The organism is Saprospira grandis str. Lewin (assembly GCF_000250635.1).
Classification (GTDB): Bacteria; Bacteroidota; Bacteroidia; order Chitinophagales; family Saprospiraceae; genus Saprospira; species Saprospira grandis.
Map to the genome: position 1 here is coordinate 813,225 of NC_016940.1, position 22,434 is coordinate 835,658.

Here is a 22,434-nt window from a genome sequence, read left to right on the forward strand (position 1 = left end):
CGAAAAAAGCGAAGGGCCGAGCGAGCAGCGAGCCCCAAAACGTAGCGCCTGCCGAAGGCAGACAACAAGGCTACAAGCCGCAGTTCGACGACTGAAAGGAGTAACGCCCCAAAAAAACAAAAATTTAATCTCTACATTCTGTCTTCAGGGACTAAAATAAAATGGGTACTTTTGAGCTTTTGCCACAGAATAATTTCACATGAAACGCCCTCTTTTTTTTCTTTTCTTTTTATTGAGCAGTTCATTTTTGTCTGCCCAATCTTTGTCGCCACATTTTGGGGGACAATTGGGAATTAGTTTTAGTTTGGGAACGCATTTGCGGCGGATGGGCCTGATGGGGCATTTATATTATGCGGGCGATTTTTATCAGTTGAATTTGCAATGGCATCAGCACTATAATTGGTCGGCTAGAGGGACGGATCAGCGGGCTTGGGAGAGCCAGATCAAATTGGGGGCGCAGGGAAGTTGGGGCCCAAAATATCAGCAAGTAGAGCAAATACATCCTTTTTTGACGGCGGCGGGGCAGCAAACGGCTCGGCCTTATGCCTTGGGCTATGCCTATATTTTTTATTTGGACCAATGGAAAACTTCGCAGCGTTCGGGTATTTTTTCTGCTCAGATTAAAGATTTTCGCTTCTTTTTTGAGAATGATTTTTTGGCCTTTCAAAGCTTAGATCGTTATCGAACGGGGGCCATGGGCCTGCATTATCGCTATAAAGATTGGCAATTTGGCTTTAGCAACATTACGTACACGGGCGATGCCTACAGCCCTTATAGTCCCTGGATTAGCAATCCGAATTTTCCTTCTGCTTCGGGCTATATCGATATGGCTTCGGCTCCTTATGGCGATAAATCTTTGGGTGTTTTGGCTTTAAAAATAGATTGGCGACCCCATTTTGAGGCCTTATCGCATGACTTTTTAGTGCATTTGCAACCGCAATTATCTTTGCGTTTGGGCGTAGATGCCGAGCAAATTCGCAATTTGGTCCAAAATAAATGGATTCATGATTCTAAATTGTTGCCATTGAACTGGAATGAAGAAAAAAACCCTCATATTCCAATGGTAGACAGCGAGGGCTGTTCTTATTTGTATTTGCCAGGCCAGAAAATTCGTCGGCCCCGCTTTTTTGGCGAGCTTCAACTCAATGAAGTAGAATTTTATTGATTTTTTTTGATCTTTTTTTTTGGGGCTGCCCTTCACTTCGTTCAGGTCGGGCTGTGCACTGGCTCGCAGGTCTGCTCGGCCCTGCAGTTTTTTCGCTACGCTCAAAAACTTTGGTCTGCGGCTGCGCCGCCCCAGTTTCCATCCCTCAGCCGCTCATCTTGTTTTTTTCAGTCTATCTTTTTTCTTCGGCAGTTTAAGGACAAGAATTTTTTTCTAAAATAAATATGGCCAAGATATTTTACTGGCCCACAAAAAAAGGGCAGCAAAAACATTTAGTTTTTGCTGCCCTTCCCTATTTGAAAGCCGCTAATTGAAAGGCCCTAAAAAAAGCTAAACTTTTATGAGCGAACCACTTGCGCTTAGCATAAAAAAGACTTAACTTTAGTGAGCAACTAAAAAATAAGCCATGATTCAACTCGATCAAAAATTACAAGACTATAAATTGAGCAAAAAAATGCTCAAAGCTTTTTACGGCATTTCTTATCCCACCCTACGCAAACGCTTGCGCACTGCAGGCCTGCAGCATTTTATTGGCCGCAGAAAATTTCTCTTTGCCGAATTCCTACTCATTTTTAAGGCTTTGGGCCAGCCCCAAGAAATCGAAAAAGAAATTGAAGAGCTCGCCTTTATTTATGAGCAACTCCTACAGCTTGGACTTATCAAAGGCCAAAGCCAAAAAGCATTGCCCCAAAAAAAGAAGAAAAAACAAGCCCAAAACAAAAATCGCCCTGCATTACGGCCAATTTCTACGCCCTTGGCCCTCTGGCAAAACTTTTTGCAGCAGTATTATCAAGTACTGCTGCTGGGCTTGGAGCTGTTGTATGGAGAGAAAAAGGAAAAATGGCTGGCGGAGGTGGCGTAGGGGGAAACTACCGATTCATAGACCAACGAGGATCAATATCAAATAAGATAGTTTTCCCATATTTTGTTTTCATCAAATTATTATCTCCTACATAAAATGTCTTTTCAGGATATTTATCTTCCCAGCCAATCCCTAACTCACGCTCATTTTTAAACTCTCGTTTTTTTAGAGATTTAGTTCGTTGACAGAATTTCCTAAAGTCGTCTTTATCAAAATAGGTTCTACCTCCTGCAGAATAAAAAGCATGTTCTACAATTAGCCCATAGTGCAAATTCTCATTATAAATAAAAGGAAATAAATCAAAGGCATTATTGGTCCAATTATGCTGATACAAATATTGGTGAATCAATTGAATCTCTTCAATTTTTGATTTGGAGTAACAAATATTTTTACGAATCCAGAATTTATAGCCTATTTCAAGTTCATCATCCTTTTGCAGAAAATAAGCATGATTTCCAAAAGCAAACTTATTATTAGTTCCTATAGCAGTTTTTTCTGGATAATAGGCACTTTTATCCCAGAGAATAATTCCATCTTGAACCTCAATTTTAGGATAGTTCTTCATCTAAAAAGAAATGTATTTTGTTGTTGAAGAAAGATCCTCTAGGGTTGATATATTTGGGAAAATGATATCTTTAAACCCTCTAAGAGCACAACCTTCAGTAAGTTCTGGTTGAGGTAATTCTTTGCTCCAAAGATATTCACATAGAATATATTCAATATCTCTAAAACCAAAGTGGTGTCTTATACTTGAAGACCCAGACAACCTACAGTTTACTTCAAATGGAATAATTTCATCATTTTCAGTAACTATACATTGTAAATTACAAGGGCCTTTTATTGGTATAGTATCAACTATTTTCTTTAGTATATCTGAAATTTCATCTTGGTGTTGAGTATAAACAGAATAAGCATTAGCTGGAGGACTGCCAAATTTTGATAAAGCCATAAAACCATGTAATATATTGGCTTTTGTGACGTAAAACCCAATTGTTAGTTCTGTCCCCTCATACAATCTTTGAATTATATAGTCATCTCCAAAATCGTCTATATTTGTTGGGTTGAAATATATGTTTTTAGATCCATACCCCTTTCGAGGCTTTAATATAAATGGGAAATCAATATTTTTCTTTTCAGACGGTAAATATGAATCTGCAAAAGGAATTGAAGCCTCTGAAAAGAGTTTATATGTCAAATATTTATCACCGAAAATCTCTAATGTTTTGGGTTCAGAGCTTATTATAGAAGGTAATCTATTTTGATTTATAGATAAGATGCTTACTTCACTTTCATTAGAAGGAATGATCAAATCTATATTATTTTCAGTGCAGAAATTTGCTAATACACTAATGTAGTCTTGATCCCTTGCAAAAGGAACCTCTAAGTGTAGCCTACCCGTAAGGTGCAACCAAAAAATACTATACATCTAACATCGTCCTTTCAAAGTCATATGGGCTAATATTTCCCAGACTTTGGTGGGGACGATTAAAATTGTAGTGCTGAAACCAATTTTGAATTTCCTCATTTAGTTCTTCTAAAGAGTGGAACCAAGATAAGTTTAAACACTCTGTTCTCAAAGTTTTATTTAATCGCTCAATAAATGCATTTTGGGTAGGTTTTCCTGGCTGGATGAACTTTAATTCAATATCATGTTTTTGGGCCCAAGCAGCTAACTTTTTAGAGATGAATTCTGGCCCATTATCGCAACGAATATAGTCAGGTTTACCTCTGTAATCCAGTACTTTATCAAGTACATCAGTAAGCTTTTTTGCAGAGATACTTTGATGGGCTTCTGTCCACAAAGCTCGCCTTGAGGTCTCATCCATAATGTTGATAATTCGGACCGATTTCTTATCTGAGCTCATGACCCAATCGCTTAAAAAATCCATAGACCAACCCTTATTTACCTCCTTGGGCAAAGAGATAGGTTCAAATTTTCGGCGAATACGCTGACGCTTTGGGCGCTGTCTTAAGTTTAATTTTTCTCTCTTCCAGATTCTATACACCTTCTTATGATTGAAGATAACACCTTGATTTCTAATGTAATGAAAAACCTTCCAAAAGCCCCAAGCTAAATATTCTTTCGTGACTTCATGCAGTAATTTAGCGATTTGATCATCGACTACTTCTGGCCGATGACCTGACTTTCGTTTATAGTATGTTTGACGACGAAACCCCAAAACGACACAGATTCGACGCACACTGTACTTCTTGGACAGCTCGTCTATGACTCTTTCTTGTCTTTTGGGGTTAAGTGCTTTTTTGCCCATTACATAGCCCTCTTCTAAAATTTCATAATTCATGCTTAAGTCTGCATACATCTTTTTTAAACGAGTATTTTGGGCCTCTAATTCCTTGATTAAACGCTCTTTATCGTCAACTTCTTGCTCTTTGGATCTTTTCCATTTATAGAAAGTGGCTGGGCTTATTTGGTGCTTTCTACACAAATCTGCCACGCTAAGGCCGCTGTCGTGCTCAGCTAAAATTGATAACTTCTGCTTTTCCGTGAATTTACTTTTTCGCATCCTTTTAGTTTTTGTTCTTTAAGATAATTATTTTCTATAACTAATGGTTGCTTTTTTGGGCAGGCTACATAAGCACTTTTCGCACAGGTGCTTGCCTAAATAAGGATTGATAGCATCTACTCCAAATAACACAACTTCACTAGAGATACTTTTGATAGTATTTAACACTCCGAACCCTAGATTTCCACTAATCGCCGTTACTAAAACATTCATCTTTCTATATTTGTATTCATCACTTAACCACAGGACAAAAAAAACGCTATTAAAAAGTTAATATTTACTCTTACCCCAAATGAAAGATACAGAAAAAGAGTTAAAGAAAAAACTAAGCGCAGCTTTAAGCTACCACTATGAGCAAATACTTCGCACTCCTAATAATTAGCCTAAGCATTCTAAACGCTTCTTGTACTATTTTATATGGGATCAAACAGAGGCCTTTTGACGATAAAAGCATAGCAGAATTTGTTAAGGAATTTGATGCAGATGAATCTCTAATTCTTAAAGATTCACTATACAGCATCTACTACTATGCTATAGACAGTTGTAGCGACTCAACATTGGTCAAAAATTTATTTCAGCCGCTACAGGTCCATTATTTAGATGCAAATTTTCAACATCTTGCTACGCATATCAATTGCTATGCATCGCCAGGATTAACAAAACTAAATTGGTCCGCAAAAGGAAAGCTAGCTAATTTCCCTCCCCTTTCTGATGTCGATGCAAAAAGTTGTACCCAAGGCTTAGAACACCTACTTTCTCCTTACCCTTTAAAAAATGAGGAGCAGTACTATGTCGTTATTTTTTGGAACCTCTACATGAAGAAACAATCTAAGCACTTAATCAAAACCGTAGAAAAATACATCCGAAACAAAGCTTGCAAACTTGTTTTAGTGAATAATGACATCTGGTATGCTGAAACAGAGGATTAAACTCATCCATATTATTTAATCCACCGCTCTACCGCACCCACAAAAAAAGGGCAGCAAAAACATTTAGTTTTTGCTGCCCTTCCCTATTTGAAAGCCGCTATTTGAAAGGCCGCTGCATTTTTTACACAAAAAAAACCTCTAAGCCTAAACTTAGAGGTTTTGAAGTGGTTTCGGGCGGACTCGAACCGCCGACACACGGATTTTCAGTCCGATGCTCTACCAGCTGAGCTACGAAACCAGCCGTTTGCTTTGTCAGCGACACAAATATAGGACATCTATAGGCAGAAAAACAAATTTTATCCGCAAAAAAATTAACCGCAAAATATAGTCTCCTGATTATGAGACAGAAAAATTTTATTTTTTACATAAAAAAGAAAAATAGCGCCATTTTTCCACCCCATTAAAGCAAAAGCCGAAGGCCAGGCAACAATGGGCTGAGCGCTGCGAAAGGGTGGCCGAAGGCCAGACCCAGTTTTTTGAGCGCAGCGAAAAAAACGCAGGGCCGAGCAGACCTGCGAGCCCTGAAGCCTTGGGTTGACCCACTTTTAAAAATAAGCTTAACTTAGCTCTAAATCAAGATTTATATGGACAGTACAAAGGTATCTTCATTTATGCTAAATAAGCAATCAGTGAGAGTATGTTATAGATTAGCAGAGAGTCTAAAAAATAATCCTAACCCACATTTAACAAATGTAGCAAAAACTGATGCAGACCGTAAGGCTTTCATGAGGTTGTTATCAAACAAAAATCTTACTGAGGAATACATTCAATTTGAGTTTATTGGCAAAAGTAGGGAGTCTATGAAGGTGGTTGAAGAAAAGCTTCTGGCCTTTCACGACACCTCTGAAGTTGTACTGAATAAGCAAAGAAATAGACTAACGGACAAAGAGGGTTTAGGCCCTGGAGGTCGGGAAACAAATTTGTCTGTATTTCTTCACATGGCTCTACTATATGGTCGAGAAAGCTTTCATTATCATGGCTTAGGAGGTGTTCAGCTTTATAATCGATATAAAAATAGAGTAACTTGTAAGGAGGCTGAAAATAGAAATACGGGTCATTTTAGAGGTGAAATTACGAGGTGGAAAATAAATGTAGAAGAGACAGAATCTGCGTTAAAAATAATTAACGACCTAATTGATATTTTACATGTTTGTGATCGAGAAGGAGATGTTTATCCTATGATGGAAAGTTTTTTCAGACAGCATATTAAGTTCTTGATTCGGTCTCGAACAGATAGACGAGCAACGATTTGGGAGGATGGCAAAAAGATTCCATTATGTGATGTCTTTGAACATTATCCAGCAGACTTTGAGACGACAGAAACGGTCAAGAGTAGCCGTAAAAAACTTAACGGGAAGAAGCTAGTTATTCGATCTAAAAAAGTGACTTTTGCCGTTCCCAAATCTTGTAAGTATGTTCTTGGCGAACCAAGGCCTAAACCAATGACAATCAATGTTATTGAGGTCTTTGAAAAGGGCAAAGGTTTTTCAAAATCTGCCGCTAGAAAAAGAAGCCGAACAAAAAAAGATCATGATGATGAAACCATCAGTTGGCGCTTACTCACAAATGAAGAAATCAACAGCGAAGAAGAGCTCTTAGAGCTTGTTCTTTGCTACCGCAAGAGGTGGTTAATTGAAACATACTTTAAATATTTAAAATCAGATGGCTTTGATATTGAAAACATATGTTTAAAAACAGGTAAAGCTATCCGCAAAATGATACTTATGGCAATCAGTGCATCTGACAAGGTCCTTAAGCTTAAAGAAGCTGGACTTAACCAAGATAATGAGACTCCAGCAACCTCTATTTTCACAGAAGATGAAGTAGAAGTCTTAGATCTTATATTTAAACAATATCTAAAAGGCGAAAGCCAAAGCCCTTCTTTGCGTAACCCATTTACCTCTAAATCAATAGCTTGGGCCTATTGGATCATAGCAAGGTTGGGCGGATTTAATGGCGCAGTGAAGAAAACTAGGCATGCCGTATCCGTCAAGAAAATAGGACTAGGGTTAGAGAGATTCATATTTATGTATGATGGATATCGATCCCTAAATTGACACCGCTATAAAAAGTGGGTCAACCCAAGCCCTGAAGCATAGCGACCCAAGGCCGTAGGCCGCAGGGACTGCCCCAAAAAATAAAAAAATTATTCCTCCCAACGATATACCCGTATTTCATTTTCGTAGGCCAAATATAAACGGTAGGCCTGATAACGCAAGGCTTTGAGGCCCTCTGTGGGAATGCCCGACTTTTTTAAATCAATTTTTCGCTGCTGAAAACTTTGAAGATGAATGCGCTGCCAATACTGCTGATGATCCAACCAAGATAAATAAGGGCCCGTGAGTTGGAGGCTGCGCGCATCGGGCAAAGGAATTTTGCGCAAAAAATTGCCGAATAAATCGAAGAGGTATAAAGCATTGCCCTCTTCCCAAAGTGCTAATTTATCTTGGCTCTCCCAAAGACGAGTAGGCAAAAAATCATCTCGCAAAATGGACCATAATTCGGCCGTTTCGATTAAAACTTGGCCATCGGGAGCCATCTTTTTGAGTTGGAAGTCAATGGCATCGAACAACCAAATTTTTTGGTCCGAACTGCCCGAAAGCGCATCCACCTGCAATAAATCCCAATCATTGAGATCTAAACTTTGCATTTGGCCCAATCTGCGGTCCAACAATAAAACTTCTTGAAAATCGGAAAAGAAAATGAGAGGCTGAAAGGGATTACTCACATCCAATTCCTGTATCGCCCCCTGATTGTTTTGGCTAAAACTGTATAACTTTTGGCCCTCGCCATCGTATTTGTCGATTTTTTTGCCGTCCGCCGATACTATATATAGTTGTTGCAGATGATCGAGGCGAATCAAACTACTTTTTTGCGGAATGCTCCAGAGTAATTCTTGGCCCTGAGCCCAAAAAGAGAGGAAAAAAAAGAAGAGCAGAAAAAAATGGCGCATAAAAAAGGATTAAGTCGGAAGCTCGGCCAAATTTTGTTCAGCTAAAATATCCAAGCCCTCCGGATGTTCAAAATAATGCAAACGCAACTTTCCATCTTCTAAACGAGCAAAAGTGGGCTGCGAAAACCAATCGCCCAAGTTAATATAACGGCGACCGCTTTCATCTAAGCGCAGGTCTTGTGCCAAATGTCGGTGACCAAACATAAAAAAATCAACTGTCGGGCAACGCTCTTTTTTTCGCTGGCAATATAAAATTAACCACTCTTTTTCGCTGCCTAAAAATTTTTGGGGACCATCTTGGGCGGCTCGACTAGAATGCGAAAAAAATTGCGCCAAAGCCGCTCCAACATCAGGATGCAACCAACGAAACAACCACTGGCAAAAAGAATTTCTAAAAATTTTCTTGATGAATTTATAGCCATGATCGCCTGGCCCCAAGCCATCGCCATGCCCAATCAAAAAGTTTTGGCCTTGCAAACAAACTTGAATCGGATCGCGATGAATTTTTGCGCCCAACTCTTTTTCAAAGTAATCAAACATCCAAACGTCATGATTACCCGTAAATAAATGTAAAACTACTCCCCGATCGGCCAATTGCGCCAATATTCCCAAACTTCTCAAAAAACCTTTGGGCACCACCGTTTTGTACTCAAACCAAAAGTCAAAAATATCGCCGACCAAATAAAGGGCTTCGGCCTCTTCGTCTGCTAAAATAGTTTGTAACCAACGAACAAATTGTCGTTCTCTTTTTGCAGAGTTGGCTACTCCTAAATGAATATCTGAAGCAAAATAAATACGAGCGGACATGATTTTTTATAGCTGTTTGCCGCAAGATACCAAAAAGCAGTGGCGACTTCGATATAGATTCCTTAAAATAAAGAATTGACCGCAGCCGTTAAAATTGAACTCATTTAGAAATAGTTTTCTTCTAAGAATAGAATAATAATCCCCCCTTTTGGTTAACTACCTGTCTTTTATAAAAAACATCCACTACAAGCAATCAATTTTAAGGACAAGAACAATTATTGTTCACTTAATTCCTTAACTCTCAACCCCTAACCTTATTAAGGAATTGCTAATTGTGACCGAAGAAAAAAAAATGCATCACATTTAAGGCTTTTCTTCCGTTTCTTTGCGAAACAAGCAAAAGTTAAGTTTTTGAGTTATCCCCCCACTATTTTGGCGCCTTTTTCGCACTAAAATAGTTTATACAGCAAAAAATACACTACCACTATGAATTTAAGCATGAAGCAGCCTTTTCTGCAGCTTGTTTACCTGGGCGCCATGATGAGTTTACTGTACATCAGTTATTTCCCCGGCGATTCTGCCTTTGCCCAAAAAATTGCCGCCGAAAGCCTAAGCATTATGTTTGGTCTTTTTTTAGTTGGCGGAATTTTTCTTTTTCTCAAGCGGCCCTACCTCATGTTGCAATCTTGGTTGGCTTGCATGAGTTTTTGTTATTTTCTAAAAGGCAGCAGCGATAGTTTTTATTATGCTTCTATGCAACAGCAACAGCCTGTTTTTCAGTTGCTTCAACTCGATCTTAAAAGCATTTCTTCTGAAGAAAATATATTGCTTTTAGAAAAGTTAAGCCAGTTAGAGGCCGATTTAATTTACCTGCAGGCTGATCAGAGCGCAGATGCTTGCTTGAGCGAAATTGAAAAAAAATATAGTCATAAATATGAGTTGGAGACTAAAAACTCTTGGGTTTACAGCCAACGCCCTTTAATTATAGACTCTAGCAACTGGACCTTTGCGCCCCTACTTATTGATACGCAAGCGCAAATTCGCTTGCTTTGTTTGCCTCAAAACAAACAAGAGCCGCTCAATTCAAAAAAATTACAACAACTGAGCAAACATTCTGCTTTTATTGGAGCCGCACCTCTTTTTGTTGTTAGTTGGAGCCAGGACCTCCCTTGGTCCGAAGAATTGCGCAATCTTCGCCAAAGTTTAGAACTAGAAGATAGCCAGCTCGATATTAACTGGCAAACGGAAGGGCAACATATTTTTCACTCCAAAGAATTGCGCTGTCTCGAACTAAACTCGCCCATTGAAGCCCGTTCTTTGTTTGGCCGCTACCAAATGCAAAAAACAACAGCCACTGCCGCTGCATCTTATCTATAATTTCTCCTTTTTTATAGGAGCCCGCAAAGCCAAGCTTTTTTAAGTTTGGCTTTTTTTATTTTATTTTTTTGGGGCGTTACTCCTTTCAGTCGTCGAACTGCGGACTAAAGTCCTTGTTGTCAGGGCTCGCAGGTCTGCTCGGCCCTGCGCAAAAAAACAAGTTTTTTGCTTGGTCTGCGGCTGCGCCGCCCCCTTTCGCATCGCTAGGCCGCAAAAGGCCCTTTCAATTAGCGGCTTTCAATTAGCAGCTAGGGTAAAAAGAGAGTTATTTTTGGACTTGTTTTTTATTTATGGAAGATTAAGCTCTGGGGTAAAATCTTTCCCTTTCAATTAGCGGCTTTCAATTAGCAAGCGGTAGAAAAATCAGAAAGATTTTTCTACCGCTTTTTTTCTTTGGTCCAAAAAAATGGAGGAAATTTTTTGTTTGAAAAAAACTGGCCTTAATTTACCCAATAAGGCAAAACAGCTCGAAAAGGCTGGCCAGCGCAAAATCCTTCTATTTCGATCAAGAACAATCCTTTTTGCTCATTATTATAGTAGCTAATTTCTGCTTCTCCTTTTTCATCGCTGCTTAATGCAGCTTGCCAGAAAAGAGTGGGACTTAAATTCCCTCTCGGAATAAGAAGGCCTTCATTTTTACGCTTTTCCTGATGATAGGCCGCATAATCGGCCACAAAAAATTGGCGGCTACTATCCAAATCAACAAAACTTTCTGAGTTGTAAAAAATCACCAGTTTGTTTTTCTGTTGTTTTTTCCCCTGCCTAATATTTTGGTCCATTTTGAACAAGGGCTGCTTCTCCAGCTTTTTTTCCCTGATTACCGAAATCCCTTCTACATACACATCCCTTGAGCGAGAACGATCTGCCGAAGAAACCAAAGAAAAGTAAGCCTCCGCTAGGCCTTTATTTTCTAACAAGGCCCGAAAACTAAGTCGACTCCCTAAATTTTGAAAATCGAGGGGCAAACTATCCTGCTCAAAATAAAAAGGCAGCACTACACTATCTCTTTCTAAAGGATATTCTGAAGCAATACGCAAATCTTCCTCTCTCAAGGCTATATCATGGGGCAAAAAATCTTTTTGATAAACTTCTCCAGCCAAAATGCTAGTTAAGCAATAGGAATACAATACATTGCCCGTTTCTGGATAATAAGTATGAATGTAGTAGTCTCCCTCTTTTAGTCCTAACAAAAGCAACTCCCCATCGGCATTGGTCAAAAAAGTATCTATTAGTTCGGTATTCTGGCGAACAATTAGGGCGACTCCTGGCAGAGGCAAAAAATCATTCCCCAAACAGCGAAGGTATAATCCGACATCATCCCCAGATAAACTATCTTTTAGGGCTTGTTTTTTTTGGGCCAAGGCCAAACTATCTATCCATTTTTCGCTGCGAAAAACAACCTCTTGTTTCTGCTCTGGCCTACTGGGTCGTAGATCAATTATTCTTTGTTCTTTAAATCCATGATAGCGCCCGACTAAGCGAATTTTTCTAGCTTTTTTGAGTGGAAAAGAAAAATTTCCCTCTTCATCTGTTTGAATTTTATCCAATAGCTCATCGGTTTCCGCATCAAAAACACTCAATTTTCTTTTGGCCAAAGGCAGATTGGGCCAGGCCCAATAAAAACTGCCATTTAAGACGGTCCAAGCGCCTTTCTCTATTTTTTCTGTTTGATTTTCGCCTAAAAAATATTGAATGATATTGGGGTTATTCCAATCCTTTAGGCTGGCCAAATGCACAGCAACCGAAAAATCGGCAGATAGGGGTTTTCCCTTTGCATCTTTAAATTGAATGCCCAAAACCTCTTTTTGTCGAGTTTTATGTTTTTTTGCGGCCAAATTCAAGTCTACATTTATGGCTAAGGGCATTTTGCTCGATTCTATTTTTTTGGCCTCCATTTTAGCCTCTTGCTGCAAATTTTCTAATGTAGTTTTTGCTTTTTTTTCTGTCCCTAACTTTTGTACTAGGGCTGGATCATAAAGCCAAATTGTTTTCTCAAAAAGGGCAGCGCTGTCTACATCCATAAAAATTCTCAAGCGATATGCGCCAGCTGTCGCAAATAATGGCCAACTAAAATCGCCTTCGCCTCTTCCTGCTTGCAAAAGGAAGCGCTTTTTTTTCAACAGCTTTTCATTGGGGGTATAAATTTCTGCATAAAAAACACTGCTGTCGGCCAAAGCTTCCCCATCGGCTTGGGCATAAACAGAAAACCAAAGAATATCCCCTGCCCGATAAATACTTCGGTCTGTTTGCGCATAGATTCTAGCGACTTGTCCTTTCAGAAAGGGCGTAAAAAACAGAGAGATCAATAAACTAAGATAAAATTGCTTCATTTTTTTCTTTTCTATCTAGATGCAGCTTTTTGTTTTTTGGGGGCGTTACTCCTTTCAGTCGTCGAACTGCGGACTAAAGTCCTTGTTGTCAGGGCTCGCAGGTCTGCTCGGCCCTGCGCAAAAAAACAAGTTTTTTGCTCGGTCTGCGGCTGCGCCGCACTGCTGCACATCGCTAGGCCAACAAAACCCATTATTTTTTCGAATTGGGCATAGAAAATCATTATTCACACAAGCAAACACCTAAAAATCAAATAGTTAATATTATTCCAGCATCTGAAAACGCAACAACGTTGCAACAATTTGCCGTATTTTGTATTATTACAATGATTTCTTTTGAACTTCTCAAAAAAATATGATGGATAAAAATTTTGAAGTAATTATCATTGGTGGTAGCTATGCTGGACTTTCTGCGGCATTAAGCTTAGGTCGTTCTCTTCGGAAAACATTAGTTATTGACGCAGGGCAAGCTTGCAATCGTCAAACCCCTTCTTCTCATAACTTTTTAACTCAAGATGGAAGTCCCCCTGCGGAAATTGCAGCAATAGCTAAGAATCAATTAACTAAATATGACTCTCTTCATTTTTACAACGGTTTAGCGTTAAGTGCTCAAAAAAATAAAAGTGGATTTGATGTCAAAACAGAAAATGGCGAATTTTTTACAGCAAAGAAGTTAGTTCTTGCACATGGCTTAAAAGATATAATGCCTAAAATTGATGGCTTTGCAGCAACTTGGGGCATTTCTCTAATTCACTGTCCATACTGCCACGGTTATGAAGTTAGAAATAAAAAAACGGCTATTATTGCAAATGGACAAAGGGCCTTTCATCTAGCAGCACTTGTTAATAATTTAAGCGCTGACATAAAAGTATTAACCAATGGGCCCAGAAATTTAAATGAGCAACAAGTAATACAGCTTAGTAAGCAAAATATTCCGATTGTAGAGAAGGAAATTGTTGCAGTTGAGCAACAAAACGGACAAATTCAGTCCATTTTATTTGCTGACGGTAGCTCGGAAAAATTTGACTGTGCCTATACTTCAATTCCTGTGCAACAATCATCCACAATTGCCTCTGATTTAGGTTGTGTATTAACAGATGATGGGTTAATTGAAGTAGATCAAATGCAAAAAACCACAATAAAAGGTGTTTTTGCCTGTGGAGACAATAGTTCGAGAATGCGTTCTGTTGCTACAGCTGTCTATACGGGCTCTATCTGTGGTGCAATGATTAACAATGAACTAACACTAGAAAATTTTTAGCCTCCTTTCTAAGCAGCTTTAAATTATCGCGTAGCCAAAATTTTAGCTCAAAAGACTGGATCTGGCCTGCGGCCACGGCTTCGCAGGGCTAAACCGAGCACATCTTTTGTTTTTTTCTTTGGCCCAAAATGCCCTTTCAATTAGCGGCTTTCAATTAAGCAGAGAAATAAAAAAAGAGTTGTTTATTTTGTTTTTTTGGGGCCTCCGCTGCGGCTCCGCCTTGCGGCGCTACGCTTCAGGGCTCGCAGGTCTGCTCGGCCCTTCGCAAAAAAACAAGTTTTTTGCTCGGTCTGCGGCTGCGCCGCCCCCTTTCGCATCGCTAGGCCGCACAACTTTTGTTTTTTCTCTCTGTTTTTTTCTTCGGCCGCAAAAGGCCCTTTCAATTAGCGGCTTTCAATTAGCAAGCGGTAGAAAAATCAGAAAGATTTTTCTACCGCTTTTTTTCTTTGGTCCAAAAAAATGGAGGAAATTTTTCTGGGGCAGAAAAAAAGGAGAAAATTATAGTCGAACAGAAAAATGGCCTCAAAAAAATGGTTAAATTGAAATGCGGGACCAATTTGCTAAAAAAATTGGCCAGGCGGTTTTTGGCCCAGCGCTGCGCAGCGGTGGCCGAAGGCCAGACCGAGTTTTTGAGCGCAGCGAAAAAACGAAGGGCCGAGCGAATAGCGAGCTGCGGAGCCTTGGGTTGACCCACTTTTTATAGCGGTGTCAATTTAGGGATCGATATCCATCATACATAAATATGAATCTCTCTAACCCTAGTCCTATTTTCTTGACGGATACGGCATGCCTAGTTTTCTTCACTGCGCCATTAAATCCGCCCAACCTTGCTATAATCCAATAGGCCCAAGCCATTGATTTAGAGGTAAATGGGTTGCGCAAAGAAGGGCTTTGGCTTTCGCCTTTTAGATATTGTTTAAATATAAGATCTAAGACTTCTACTTCATCTTCTGTGAAAATAGAGGTTGCTGGAGTCTCATTATCTTGGTTAAGTCCAGCTTCTTTAAGCTTAAGGACCTTGTCAGATGCACTGATTGCCATAAGTATCATTTTGCGGATAGCTTTACCTGTTTTTAAACATATGTTTTCAATGTCAAAGCCATCTGATTTTAAATATTTAAAGTATGTTTCAATTAACCACCTCTTGCGGTAGCAAAGAACAAGCTCTAAGAGCTCTTCTTCGCTGTTGATTTCTTCATTTGTGAGTAAGCGCCAACTGATGGTTTTATCATCATGATCTTTTTTTGTTCGGCTTCTTTTTCTAGCGGCAGGTTTTGAAAAACCTTTGCCCTTTTCAAAGACCTCAATAACATTGATTATCATTGGTTTAGGCCTTGGTTCGCCAAGGACGTACTTACAAGATTTTGGAACGGCAAAAGTCACTTTTTTAGATCGAACAACTAGCTTCTTCCCGTTAAGTTTTTTACGGCTACTCTTGACCGTTTCTGTCGTCTCAAAGTCTGCTGGATAATGTTCAAAGACATCACATAATGGAATCTTTTTGCCATCCTCCCAAATCGTTGCTCGTCTATCTGTTCGAGACCGAATCAAGAACTTAATATGCTGTCTGAAAAAACTTTCCATCATGGGATAAACATCTCCTTCTCGATCACAAACATGTAAAATATCAATTAGGTCGTTAATTATTTTTAACGCAGATTCTGTCTCTTCTACATTTATTTTCCACCTCGTAATTTCACCTCTAAAATGACCCGTATTTCTATTTTCAGCCTCCTTACAAGTTACTCTATTTTTATATCGATTATAAAGCTGAATACCTCCTAAGCCATGATAATGAAAGCTTTCTCGACCATATAGTAGAGCCATGTGAAGAAATACAGACAAATTTGTTTCCCGACCTCCAGGGCCTAAACCCTCTTTGTCGGTTAGTCTATTTCTTTGCTTGTTCAGTACAACTTCAGAGGTGTCGTGAAAGGCCAGAAGCTTTTCTTCAACCACCTTCATAGACTCCCTACTTTTGCCAATAAACTCAAATTGAATGTATTCCTCAGTAAGATTTTTGTTTGATAACAACCTCATGAAAGCCTTACGGTCTGCATCAGTTTTTGCTACATTTGTTAAATGTGGGTTAGGATTATTTTTTAGACTCTCTACTAATCTATAACATACTCTTACTGATTGCTTATTTAGCATAAATGAAGACACCTTTGTACTGTCCATATAAATCTTGATTTAGAGCTAATTTAAGCTTATTTTTAAAAGTGGGTCAACCCAAGCTGCGGAGCATAGCGGCGGCCAGCAAAGCTGGCCGCGGACCCCAAAAAATTCCCATCACAAAAAATCCCCTAGCAGGAGGGGATCATATTTTTTTAGTGAGCCTTGGGGGCTTATGTTTTTTTATCTAGAAAATAAAATACTTCACGGTCTAAATAATTGACTAAGGGGCTATCATTCAAACCATCTAAGTCCCAAATATCATCACTTATATATTTTCTGTTGGGTGATGCACTTTTCTTACCGCCCTCTCTATGCCCCAGCATCATATAAACATACCACTCGTACTTTTTTTTATCTAGATCTTGCCCCTCCACCTCTTTAGGAAAATTTTCTTTCTCAAGATTTTTAATACAATCCGTATAGCTACTAAGACAGCTAAAAAAAGGTTTTCCTCTTTCGGCAATACAATGCTGCATAACATCTTCTAAATTACCATCCTTTTCGTTGTCTGGAACGATAAAAAAACCTGTATTCTTTAGCTCATACTTTTCTAGTAGTCCTTTCATGTACTCTTTTCTTGCTGCAGCACCTCCTGCTGGTCTATGTTGAGGAGTATCTGCATCAATAAAAACAAAACAGTTGTATCCAATTTTTTCTAGATTTTTAATGTGTTTCATCAATGATTCTATTTTAGTAGAATCAATACCACCTGATTTTAATTCTTTATTGTAGACAGCTAACTCTATAGAATAGTCCTCTGTATTTATTTCTGCCGAAAAATGCTGCTTATTTTCGGTCTCTTCAGCTTCCAATACAACCTTATAGCGTTGTTCTAATATTTGTGTAAATAATGCAAGTTCTCCTTGGCCCTCAACAAAAATTTTTACGTTTTTTTTACTCATGCTTCCGTCCTCTTAAGTCAATTTCAAAATCTTCAGCATATTCCATACTTTCAAAATCTTGTATCAGTGGAACAACTTCATGGCTATCTAAATGCCGCTCTAAAGTAATCACCCTTGCTTCTGCAGTAAATGAAGAAGTGGCATCTTCTTTTTCAGCTTCTAGTTCCCTTAGCGCTTGTATAAAATACTGAATACATTCATCATTATGTGTGCTTACAAATAATTGTACTTTTTTAAGAGCAGCAGCTTTCAAAATTATTTTCCAAAACGTCTTGAATTTACTGTAGTGAATTCCAGCATCGATTTCGTCAATCATTAACCTTTTTCCAGAGCAAGCGTAGAGCTGCACCATAATTCGGAACAATTTATTAGCCCCCTCTCCATAATCATAAAGCGGTAATCTTTGGCCATTCTCTTCTTCTATAATAATCTCATCTCGTTTAGGGTCATGATCTATATCATAGATATTAGGAATAAAAAGCTTCATCACCTCATCTCTAAATTGATCTTTTACTTTTCGCCCTGCACTACCTACTGCTTCATAATAACTTTCAACAAGTTCTTTGGTATACCCTTTTGCAAATGGAATAAAGTACATTGGAGGACCTAAAATTGTATCTAATTCTTCCCTTAGCTGTGCTAGCTTGTAGCTTTTTTTGGTTTTTTCTTGTCCATTCACATGAAGTAGCAGTCGCTCTTCTATCGAAGCACTTTGATCACTAAATTCTTCTTTATTTTTTAATTCATAATTCCATGATCGGCGGTCAGAAGTAATTTTATACTTTATGCTGTCTACCGCTGCACTTTTTGTTCGAAAATGAGGAAAGTATATTTCCTCTGCAGTGAGTTGTTTTCTTTGTCCCAATAAATATACAAAACTCCGCCCCAGTTCATTTACATCATCAGATAAGGTAAAGGCCTCCAGCAGGGATGTTTTTCCAACATTATTATTTCCTAAAATAAGGTTGTACTGCCCCAAATCATGTAGCTCTAAATTTTTAAACCCTTTAAAGTTTTGGAGCTGAAATGATCTATAGAAAGCAGGTGGGTGAACAGGTACTCCTTGAGGAGTTAAAGAAATTTCTTCTAGCTGCTTCTTTGTCCAGCTAAAGTCTTCTTTCTCAAAGGCAAAATTTTGAGCTTGGTACTTTTTATTTAGTTGTTCTAAATTTCTGTCGGCTACTTTTTCAAAATAAATTTTAGCCCATCGCTCCCTGATATATAAGTTTATGCTTTCATTTTCTACTAGCGCACTAAGCCACTTATAAAAAGCTAGTTTTTCTTTGGGAAGAAGTTTACTGTTACTTTCAAAAATGAGCCCCTCTTTTTGGATTCCTTCTAAATCATCCTTCAAAAGACAAGCCGCATAACAATAAGGTTGCTTTTCATCTGTTTCAGCCAGATTTTGCAACCAAGAGGGCTTTTCTTGATAGTAATGATGATATAGTTTATGAACTGCATCCTTAAGATCACTCTTATCAAGAAAAGGATAAAACAACAAACGTCCAGCCCAAAGAAAAATAGCTTGATCATCGCTGTTTTGACTCGCTAATTGTATTTGTGCCTTAGTATATTTACCATAGAAAGTTGTTTTTTCTATAGGGGTTTCAAATTCATTTTCTACATAAGACACTTTATCCCAGAAAGTAATAGCCAGCCCATGCAAATCAGCCTCATAGTAAATATCAGCTATTTTTTCATAGATTTTATTTTCTCCTTCAAGCACAATATGCTCTAGAATACTTGCTACAAGTCTTTTATTTTCTGATGTTTTAGCTTGACTAAATGCCAATATTTTATCAATAAAATCTAAACGCCAAGTTTGCTGTCTGGTCAATCCGTATAAAGTATTCTGGGAAGAAGCAACACTTGAAAGTTCATCTATGCTCCAGTTCCCTGTATACATTAAGCGAGCAATTTTTTCTTCTAAAAGACTTTGCTCATCATTAGCTCCTAATTTTAAGAGTGCGGACCAAAAGGCATTGCTAAAATAGATGTCTCTTGCTTTTCTTTTTTCTCCTGCCTTAGCAAAATATTCTCCTGCTTGCAAAGGGCGACCTACTAATGCTTCTTTTTCAGCAAGTGCCTCATAAGCTAATTTATTTTCACCTAATTGGAAAAATATATTAGCTGCAACAGTTAAGCGGGCAACATTAGCATTCTTTTTCCCTAAAGTTAAATCTGTATTTGCATTTTCAAAAGCATCTTCCTTAGAAGACATACTGATTTCATTCAGTGTCTTGGGTTCAATAAGTGCAATATCATCAATGCTCAAATCGACCCAGGGGTCCTTAATCTCTTTTTGTTCAAGCAGCGTTTTCCAAAACTTTTCTATTGCTTCTTCGCTATCAACAATAACCAATTCTCGCTGTGCTCGAGTTAGGGCCACATAAAGCTTATTAAAAAAGAAACGGAGCTTAAAATCATTTTGACTCCCCTTATTCCTCTCTAATGGTCCATATTCTTGGATAAAATAAGTACCAAAGCCATATACTACTACCTGCCCATATTCAGCTCCTTTTGCTGCAATGCTACTCTTAATGTCTTTAAACTGTCCTTCCACTAACAAAGGTTGTGTTTGAACATAGGCTTCCTCTTCATTTAAATCTATAGGGACAATAAATGATTTATAGGTAAATTTTTGAAAGAAGATCTCTTTTTGAGGTCGATCAGATAACCACTCTATAGAGTATAGAGCAGGAAGCTTTTCATTTTTTTTATTGCTTTTTATCTTGGCTTCCTGTTTTCGACCTGCTTCTTTAAAAATTTCTGCCCGATAGTTCTGAATAATATTGGCTAGTCGAACAACTGTATCTATTGAACGATAATTATACTTAGGATCATAGTTAGATGCCTTCTTTTGATATTTAAATTTATTTTCTATTAAAATATCATAAATCATTTGATGTAGACGGTTTACCGAAAAGCCCAAAGGATTTACTGTTTGCAAGGCATCTCCAGCAAATACTAGTGGCACCTGCTGATGTGACTGCGATAAGTCATAGTTTATATAAATAGAAGACTCTATAATTAGCCTCAACTCAATTCTTGAAAAATCCTGTGCCTCATCACAAAAAATAGCACTATACTGCTTGGGCAACTGTTTCGGAAAAACTTCACGGATTTTTCGAACCAACTGATTTTTATCCCAGTAATTTTCTTTCTGTAAGTTTTTATAAAAACGTATAGCCTCCTCAAATAATCTTTCTAAATATTTTCGGTCTTCTAACAAGCGAAATTCTTTAGGCACTTTTTCAAAATAGGCAGAAACAGTATCAATAACCTCCTCTTCAAAATACCCATATATATATGTACTCAAAACAAACCAAAGTTCTTCGGCAGAAAACTGTCTTCTGCTAAAGTCTTTGTTATACCTACTTTTAAATTCTCCAAAATCTAAGTAAGGACGATTATCATACTCTTTCCGCTCCTTTTCTGGCAATAGATCTAATAAAAAGCCTTTAAAACTTTGTAGCTGTTTGCCTACCTTCCCTTTTGTACGATCTTCAGCTGGAATTCCACTAAATTCAGGATTTAATTGCAAAAGACTCATAATAGCCTTATTCGTATCCGCAATTAAATTTTCATTCTCTGTCAGAAAAATAATGTCCCCTTCAAACTCCTCTGCTACCTTATAATAGTAGACATTGGCAAATACATAACAAAGCATGGTAGATTTACCACTTCCTGCTTGGCCATTGATATAATGAGGAAATCTTAAGCCCTCTAAAAAATTAACTTGCTCAGGTAACAATGATAAATTGTTAATCCCTTTTGATCGTTGAATGATACACCAGTAATCCTCATTATCAAGAACCCAACTAGGGTAAGCTCTAAACGCCAATTCTCCAATAGCTTGTTTTGTAGGCTCTTCATAAACAGTATAGTTTTTAGCCTCCTCTAAGCGTTTTTCCCACTCCTCTTTTTGCTGAAGAAGATGGGCGCCAGCATATATTAAAATTCTTTTCCTCCCCTCTATCTCCAACTCACTATATAGTAAACCCAATTGTTCTCTAGCGTCTACAGCTTGTTTTAACTTTCCAGCTGTTTCAGGAAGAACTTTAATATCCAAAAGATGTGGTTCTTCTATTAGCTTTTTATACATCCGAAGAAAAAATATGATATACTTTTCTGCCAGACCATTTACCCCTAAATCAGTTGCATAATTAACCCAATTCTCCGTTTCATATACATCAAAAGAAATTTTTAGCTGATAATTATTCAACCAATTATTTAATGTATGAGGCGGATAACTAAGCTTTTTGCTTGAGGCCACTAGCTCTTCTTCCAATGAAGACCTAAAATTCTCTTCTTCTAAAGTATCTAAAGGATTTTCTTTTAACCAGCTCCCATCCTTTAGCTGAATAAATGCCTTTTTACTCCAATGAAAATCTAAATCTTGCCCATGGATAAGATCTCTAAAAAAAAGAACTACATAATTTTCCCCATTTACTTCAACTACTTTTTTTTGTATGATCAACCTAAACTCATACTGCTTCCGATAGACATACATATCCTTAGGAAAGCTACTAATGCTTCCGATATATTTTAAGTCAGATACTTTACGAACAAAATGCGCCAACTTTTGGACAACATCATTCACTCGTTCTAACCCTTTCACCTTTTTTTTAAAGGACTCCGTCTGTTGTATGTAGTACATATATTTATCTCTCTTGATTTTAGCTCTGCGTTCAAGTCTATTACTCTAATATCATAATACTAAACTGTATCACAGCTATCTATTGTCATCAATAATATTGTTTTTTTCTCCCCTGACAAAATTAGTCCTCCGTTTTTTAGCAGGCAAAATGCCTCCCTTTCTATTGGCCACTTTTAATTAAGCAGAGAAATAAAAAAAGAGTTGTTTATTTTGTTTTTTTGGGGCCTCCGCTGCGGCTCCGCCTTGCGGCGCTACGCTTCAGGGCTCGCAGGTCTGCTCGGCCCTTCGCAAAAAAACAAGTTTTTTGCTCGGTCTGCGGCTGCGCCGCCCCCTTTCGCATCGCTAGGCCGAATAAACGTCCTGCGCTTCGGCCGCAAAAGGCCCTTTCAATTAGCGGCTTTCAATTAGCAAGCGGTAGAAAAATCTTTCTGATTTTTCTACCGCTTTTTTCTTTGGTCCAAAAAAATGGAGGAAATTTTTCTGGGGCAGAAAAAAAGGAGAAAATTATAGTCGAACAGAAAAATGGCCTCAAAAAAATGGTTAAATTG

The 22,434-nt window shown here is 38.2% G+C and carries 16 protein-coding genes and 1 tRNA gene; 6 read left to right on the forward strand and 11 right to left on the reverse strand.

Annotated elements, in window-relative coordinates; translation table 11 throughout:
* Positions 1-199 precede the first annotated feature (199 nt).
* Together SGRA_RS03485 and SGRA_RS03495 are read left to right on the forward strand one after the other, a co-directional pair.
* Positions 200-1,165, forward strand: coding sequence for a polymorphic toxin type 23 domain-containing protein (locus SGRA_RS03485; RefSeq protein WP_015691184.1), 966 nt, complete (start codon positions 200-202; stop codon positions 1,163-1,165).
* A gap of 406 nt (positions 1,166-1,571) precedes the next feature.
* On the forward strand, positions 1,572-2,027 hold the full coding sequence (locus SGRA_RS03495; RefSeq protein WP_015691186.1) for a hypothetical protein: 456 nt from the start codon (positions 1,572-1,574) through the stop codon (positions 2,025-2,027).
* 7 nt (positions 2,028-2,034) lie between these two features.
* Here the strand turns inward: SGRA_RS03495 and SGRA_RS03500 are convergent, their stop codons facing one another.
* The 4 genes from SGRA_RS03500 to SGRA_RS22735 are packed head-to-tail and all read right to left on the reverse strand — an operon-like array spanning position 2,035 to position 4,765.
* Positions 2,035-2,592 carry a hypothetical protein gene (locus SGRA_RS03500; protein WP_015691187.1) on the reverse strand — a complete coding sequence of 186 codons (558 nt, stop codon included), beginning with the start codon at positions 2,590-2,592 and terminating at the stop codon, positions 2,035-2,037.
* The gene (locus SGRA_RS03505; protein WP_015691188.1) at positions 2,593-3,453 is read right to left on the reverse strand and encodes an ATP-grasp domain-containing protein; all 861 of its coding nucleotides are present in this window, start codon (positions 3,451-3,453) and stop codon (positions 2,593-2,595) included.
* The gene (locus SGRA_RS03510; protein ID WP_015691189.1) at positions 3,446-4,552 is read right to left on the reverse strand and encodes an IS3 family transposase; all 1,107 of its coding nucleotides are present in this window, start codon (positions 4,550-4,552) and stop codon (positions 3,446-3,448) included. The genes SGRA_RS03505 and SGRA_RS03510 overlap by 8 nt, the downstream gene beginning before the upstream one ends.
* 27 nt (positions 4,553-4,579) lie before the next feature.
* Positions 4,580-4,765, reverse strand: a complete 186-nt coding sequence (locus SGRA_RS22735; protein WP_148268257.1) for a hypothetical protein — start codon at positions 4,763-4,765, stop codon at positions 4,580-4,582.
* A gap of 344 nt (positions 4,766-5,109) precedes the next feature.
* Between SGRA_RS22735 and SGRA_RS22740 the strand changes: the two genes are divergently transcribed.
* Positions 5,110-5,481 (forward strand): hypothetical protein, encoded by a 372-nt coding sequence (locus tag SGRA_RS22740; RefSeq protein ID WP_148268258.1) that lies wholly within the window; start codon positions 5,110-5,112, stop codon positions 5,479-5,481.
* A 165-nt stretch (positions 5,482-5,646) separates the two neighbouring features.
* Here the strand turns inward: SGRA_RS22740 and SGRA_RS03520 are convergent.
* Positions 5,647-5,719 (reverse strand) — tRNA-Phe (locus SGRA_RS03520).
* Positions 5,720-6,092: 373 nt separating this feature from the next.
* On the opposite strand from SGRA_RS03520, the gene SGRA_RS03530 reads away from it, so the two are divergent.
* Positions 6,093-7,538, forward strand: coding sequence for an IS4 family transposase (locus SGRA_RS03530; RefSeq protein WP_015691192.1), 1,446 nt, complete (start codon positions 6,093-6,095; stop codon positions 7,536-7,538).
* Positions 7,539-7,627: 89 nt separating this feature from the next.
* On the opposite strand, the gene SGRA_RS03535 is transcribed toward SGRA_RS03530, so the two are convergent.
* Positions 7,628-8,434, reverse strand: a complete 807-nt coding sequence (locus SGRA_RS03535) for a hypothetical protein (RefSeq protein WP_015691193.1) — start codon at positions 8,432-8,434, stop codon at positions 7,628-7,630.
* A 9-nt stretch (positions 8,435-8,443) separates the two neighbouring features.
* Positions 8,444-9,241 carry a UDP-2,3-diacylglucosamine diphosphatase gene (locus tag SGRA_RS03540; RefSeq protein WP_015691194.1) on the reverse strand — a complete coding sequence of 266 codons (798 nt, stop codon included), beginning with the start codon at positions 9,239-9,241 and terminating at the stop codon, positions 8,444-8,446.
* A 426-nt stretch (positions 9,242-9,667) separates the two neighbouring features.
* On the opposite strand from SGRA_RS03540, the gene SGRA_RS03545 reads away from it, so the two are divergent.
* Positions 9,668-10,558 carry a hypothetical protein gene (locus SGRA_RS03545; RefSeq protein ID WP_015691195.1) on the forward strand — a complete coding sequence of 297 codons (891 nt, stop codon included), beginning with the start codon at positions 9,668-9,670 and terminating at the stop codon, positions 10,556-10,558.
* A gap of 440 nt (positions 10,559-10,998) precedes the next feature.
* Here SGRA_RS03545 and SGRA_RS03550 read toward each other — a convergent pair whose 3' ends face one another.
* The gene (locus tag SGRA_RS03550; protein WP_015691197.1) at positions 10,999-12,888 is read right to left on the reverse strand and encodes an MG2 domain-containing protein; all 1,890 of its coding nucleotides are present in this window, start codon (positions 12,886-12,888) and stop codon (positions 10,999-11,001) included.
* A 352-nt stretch (positions 12,889-13,240) separates the two neighbouring features.
* On the opposite strand from SGRA_RS03550, the gene SGRA_RS03555 reads away from it, so the two are divergent.
* The gene (locus SGRA_RS03555) at positions 13,241-14,146 is read left to right on the forward strand and encodes an NAD(P)/FAD-dependent oxidoreductase (protein ID WP_015691199.1); all 906 of its coding nucleotides are present in this window, start codon (positions 13,241-13,243) and stop codon (positions 14,144-14,146) included.
* 708 nt (positions 14,147-14,854) lie between these two features.
* Here SGRA_RS03555 and SGRA_RS03565 read toward each other — a convergent pair.
* From SGRA_RS03565 to SGRA_RS03575, 3 genes are all read right to left on the reverse strand, one after another.
* A complete protein-coding gene (locus SGRA_RS03565) occupies positions 14,855-16,300 on the reverse strand; it encodes an IS4 family transposase (protein WP_187288190.1) in 1,446 nt (481 codons plus the stop codon).
* Between the two features lie 194 nt (positions 16,301-16,494).
* Positions 16,495-17,226 carry a DUF3226 domain-containing protein gene (locus SGRA_RS03570; RefSeq protein ID WP_015691203.1) on the reverse strand — a complete coding sequence of 244 codons (732 nt, stop codon included), beginning with the start codon at positions 17,224-17,226 and terminating at the stop codon, positions 16,495-16,497.
* Positions 17,219-21,886, reverse strand: a complete 4,668-nt coding sequence (locus tag SGRA_RS03575; protein WP_015691204.1) for an AAA family ATPase — start codon at positions 21,884-21,886, stop codon at positions 17,219-17,221. Before SGRA_RS03575 ends, SGRA_RS03570 begins: the two co-directional genes overlap by 8 nt.
* Positions 21,887-22,434: the final 548 nt, after the last annotated feature.

Excerpts from the sequence above, each read along its gene's own strand:
- SGRA_RS03540 (WP_015691194.1), bottom strand. The coding sequence starts at position 9,241 with ATGTCCGCTCGTATTTATTTTGCTTCAGATATTCATTTAGGAGTAGCC.
- SGRA_RS03505 (WP_015691188.1), bottom strand. The coding sequence starts at position 3,453 with ATGTATAGTATTTTTTGGTTGCACCTTACGGGTAGGCTACACTTAGAG.
- SGRA_RS03485 (WP_015691184.1), top strand. The coding sequence starts at position 200 with ATGAAACGCCCTCTTTTTTTTCTTTTCTTTTTATTGAGCAGTTCATTT.
- SGRA_RS03545 (WP_015691195.1), top strand. The coding sequence starts at position 9,668 with ATGAATTTAAGCATGAAGCAGCCTTTTCTGCAGCTTGTTTACCTGGGC.
- SGRA_RS03550 (WP_015691197.1), bottom strand. The coding sequence starts at position 12,888 with ATGAAGCAATTTTATCTTAGTTTATTGATCTCTCTGTTTTTTACGCCC.
- SGRA_RS03535 (WP_015691193.1), bottom strand. The coding sequence starts at position 8,434 with ATGCGCCATTTTTTTCTGCTCTTCTTTTTTTTCCTCTCTTTTTGGGCT.
- SGRA_RS22735 (WP_148268257.1), bottom strand. The coding sequence starts at position 4,765 with ATGAATGTTTTAGTAACGGCGATTAGTGGAAATCTAGGGTTCGGAGTG.
- SGRA_RS03555 (WP_015691199.1), top strand. The coding sequence starts at position 13,241 with ATGATGGATAAAAATTTTGAAGTAATTATCATTGGTGGTAGCTATGCT.
- SGRA_RS03575 (WP_015691204.1), bottom strand. The coding sequence starts at position 21,886 with ATGTACTACATACAACAGACGGAGTCCTTTAAAAAAAAGGTGAAAGGG.
- SGRA_RS03495 (WP_015691186.1), top strand. The coding sequence starts at position 1,572 with ATGATTCAACTCGATCAAAAATTACAAGACTATAAATTGAGCAAAAAA.
- SGRA_RS03530 (WP_015691192.1), top strand. The coding sequence starts at position 6,093 with ATGCTAAATAAGCAATCAGTGAGAGTATGTTATAGATTAGCAGAGAGT.
- SGRA_RS03570 (WP_015691203.1), bottom strand. The coding sequence starts at position 17,226 with ATGAGTAAAAAAAACGTAAAAATTTTTGTTGAGGGCCAAGGAGAACTT.
- SGRA_RS03510 (WP_015691189.1), bottom strand. The coding sequence starts at position 4,552 with ATGCGAAAAAGTAAATTCACGGAAAAGCAGAAGTTATCAATTTTAGCT.
- SGRA_RS03500 (WP_015691187.1), bottom strand. The coding sequence starts at position 2,592 with ATGAAGAACTATCCTAAAATTGAGGTTCAAGATGGAATTATTCTCTGG.
- SGRA_RS03565 (WP_187288190.1), bottom strand. The coding sequence starts at position 16,300 with ATGCTAAATAAGCAATCAGTAAGAGTATGTTATAGATTAGTAGAGAGT.